Genomic DNA, 3,274 nt, shown 5'->3' on the forward strand with positions numbered 1-3,274 from the left:
CCGCGTTGTAGGCCATGGACATGCCGGCCGAACGCACCTGGGGCGGGAACAGCTCGGCCATCACCGTGCTGAACACGCCGAAGAACACGGCCACGAACACGCAGACCACCAACTGGGTGATCAGCAGCTTCTGCACCGTGGGGCCGTCGGTCAGCCAGGCATACAGCGGGTAGAGCACCACCAGGTAGCCGATCAGCGAGCCGATGGTCAGCATGCGGCGGCCCACGCGGTCCGACAGGGCGCCGAAGAACGGCATGATCACCACCATCAGCGCGGCGCCGGCCATCTGCACCATGAAGGCATCGCGCATGGGCAGCTTCAGCGTCACCGTGGCATAGGTCACCAGATAGGTGAAGGTGATGTAGATGGACACCGTGGCCGTGACCACCAGGCCCATGCCCACCAGCGTCTCGCGCGCATGCGTGCGCAGCATCTCCATGATGCCGATCTGGCGCGCCTTGCCGCTGGCCTGCGCGGCCTGCATTTCCTTGAAGACCTCGGGCTCCTCCACATGGCGGCGGATGTACAGCGCCACGGGAACGATCAGCAGGCCCACGGCGAAGGGCACGCGCCAGGCCCAGGCCATCAGCTCCTCCTCGGTGAAGATCTCGGTGATCAGCGTGCCCGTGGCCGCGCCGATCAGCAGGGCCAGCATCTGGCCGGCCATCTGCCAGGAACCATAGAAGCCGCGCTTGCCGGGCGGTGCCAGCTCGATCAGCAGTGCCGTGGACGTGCCGAACTCCCCGCCGGCCGCAAAGCCCTGCAGCAGCCGTGCCAGCACGATGAACAGCGGCGCCAGGATGCCCACCGCCGCATACGTGGGCGCCAGCGTGATCAGCGCGATCGCCACGGCCATCAGGCCGGTCACCATCACCATGGCCGCCTTGCGGCCCTTGCGGTCCCCGTACAGGCCCAGCAGGATGCCGCCCACGGGCCGCATGAAGAAGCCCACGCCGAACACGGCCGTGGTCATCAGGATGCGGTTGATGTTGTCGTCCGGATTGTCGGGATTGCTGGGGAAGAACAGCTTGGCGACGATGGGTGTCATGAAGGCGAACACCAGGAAGTCATACCACTCCAGCGCGTTGCCGATGACGGCAGCCACGATGTTGCGGGTCGAGACGGTTTGCTTGGTCAAAGCAGGGTCCATTTCCGAAAAGGGATTGAAAAGACGGCAGTCACGCCCGGGGCATGGGGCGGCGTGCCTGCCCGGGCCGCAACCCGGGCGTACACTGCTTCGCCATATGCAATGCCTATGCCATGGCCTGCGTCGTCCACGAAGGGCGGCGCAGGCCATGGCGCAGATGGAACCACATGACTACCTGGAAAAACACCCGCGACTGGCTGGAAACACTGGTCGCATTCGACACCACCAGCCGCAACTCCAACCTGGCGCTGATCGAGTGTGTACGCGATGAGTTGGCCACGCTGGGCGTGAGTGCCCGATTGTTCCACTCTCCGGACGGCGCCAAGGCCAATCTCTTCGCCACTTTGCCGGCCAGCAATGGCGAAACGCAGGGTGGCATCGTGCTGTCCGGCCATACCGACGTGGTGCCGGTCGATGGCCAGCAGTGGAGCACCAACCCCTTTGCGCTCACCGAAAAGGGCGGGCGCCTGTATGGGCGCGGCAGCTGCGACATGAAGGGCTTCATCGCCGCCTCGCTGGCGCTGGTGCCCGAATTCCTGGCCACGCAGCGCGCCAGGCCCGTGCACCTGGCCTTCTCGTACGACGAGGAAATCGGCTGCGCGGGCGCGCCCGTGATGATCAACCAGCTCAAGGCCGAGGGCGCGCGCTTCGACGGCTGCGTGGTCGGCGAGCCCACCAGCATGCAGGTCGTGGTGGCGCACAAGGGCATCAACCTCTACCGCTGCCGCGTGCACGGCAAGGCCGCGCATTCGTCGCTCACGCCGCGCGGCAGCAATGCCATCGAGTACGCGGCGCGGCTGATCTGCCGCATCAGGGACATCGCCGACCACTTCAAGGCGCACGGCCCCTACGACGAATTCTTCGACGTGCCCTTCACCACCATGACCACCAACCAGATCCAGGGTGGCATCGCGGTCAACACCATCCCCGAGCTGTGCGAATTCGCCTATGAATTCCGCAACCTGCCCGGCATGTCGGTGGATGGCATCCAGGCCCAGGTCGAGTCCTATGTGCGCGACGAACTGCTGCCGCGCATGCGCGCCGAGTTCGCCGACGCGCGCATCGAGATCGAGACCGGCGCCAGCGCGCCCGCGCTGGAAGCCTCGGAAGAAGCCGCCATCACCCAGCTGGTGCGCGCGCTGACCGCCGACCAGGAAAAGCGCAAGGTGGCCTACGGCACCGAGGCCGGCCTGTTCCACAACGCCGGCATTCCCACCGTGGTCTGCGGCCCCGGCTCCATCGAGCAGGCGCACAAGCCCGACGAGTTCGTCGAGCTGGCCCAGCTCGACGCCTGCGAGCGCTTCCTCAGCAAAATGGGCACGAGTCTGTGATCACCCCCTGAGTCGCTTCGCGCCTTCCCCCTCTCTTCGGAGGGGGGCGTACGGGCAGCCGGCGACACCCTTGCTGCGGGGCGGCCCTTGCTCGGTGTCCCTCGCCTTGGGGGCGCGGGAGTTTCGAGGTCAAGCTCAAGAAATCTCGTCTTGCCCCGCTCAGCGCACCGGGATGGCGATGGGCCGCAGCGGCGCGGCGTCGCCGCCGCGGATCTTGAGCGGGCCGCCGATGAAGGCGAACTCGTAGACCTTGTCGCGCGACAGGTCGTCCAGCGCCACCAGCTCCATGATGGGCACGCCCTTTTGCGCCAGCAGGTAGCTGTGCAGCGGTACGTAGTCGTCGTCCACCTCGGACGGGAACGTCTCCAGGCTCAGGTTGTCGGCGCCCACGATCATGGCGCCGCCTTCCTCCACCAGGAAGCGCGCGGCATCCAGGCCCAGGCCCGGCGGCTTGGCCATGTAGGCCTGGGGCTGGCCGTACAGCTTCATGCGGCCCGTGCGCACCAGCACGATGTCGCCCTCCTGCAGCGTCACCTTCTGGCGTGCCAGCGCATCCTTGAGGTCCTGGCGCGTGATGCGGTACTGGTCGGGCAGCATCTCCAGGCCCTTGGCGGCCGCCACGTCGATCAGCACGCCGCGCGCCACCAGCGGCGGGAATTTCTCTATGCCCGTGCGCTGCCAGCCCCGGTCGCCCAGGTGCTGGTCTGCGCTGAAGCCGTTCCAGATCCTGCCGCGGATGCCGAAGTGGTTGAGCGCATCGATGTGCGTGCCCGTGTGGCTGTACATGGAAACGCGG

Annotated in this window: 3 protein-coding genes; 1 reads left to right on the forward strand and 2 read right to left on the reverse strand. The window is 66.8% G+C overall.

Features of this window, described 5'->3' with window-relative positions:
• Positions 1-1,150 (reverse strand): MFS transporter (locus L995_RS24025; RefSeq protein WP_047473950.1); only part of this gene is annotated, 1,150 nt, incomplete at its 3' end.
• A gap of 164 nt (positions 1,151-1,314) precedes the next feature.
• Between L995_RS24025 and argE the strand changes: the two genes are divergently transcribed.
• Positions 1,315-2,478, forward strand: a complete 1,164-nt coding sequence (gene argE / locus L995_RS24030; protein WP_046984422.1) for an acetylornithine deacetylase — start codon at positions 1,315-1,317, stop codon at positions 2,476-2,478.
• A gap of 159 nt (positions 2,479-2,637) precedes the next feature.
• Here argE and L995_RS24035 read toward each other — a convergent pair.
• The coding region (locus L995_RS24035; RefSeq protein WP_047473951.1) for a cyclase family protein at positions 2,638-3,274 on the reverse strand (637 nt) is incomplete at its 5' end.

Origin of the sequence: Delftia sp. ZNC0008 (assembly GCF_000799035.1) — a bacterium.
Lineage (GTDB): Bacteria > Pseudomonadota > Gammaproteobacteria > Burkholderiales > Burkholderiaceae_C > Comamonas > Comamonas tsuruhatensis.

Bases quoted from the DNA above. Each gene is read 5' to 3' on its own strand.
- argE (WP_046984422.1), top strand. From the start codon at position 1,315: ATGACTACCTGGAAAAACACCCGCGACTGGCTGGAAACACTGGTCGCA.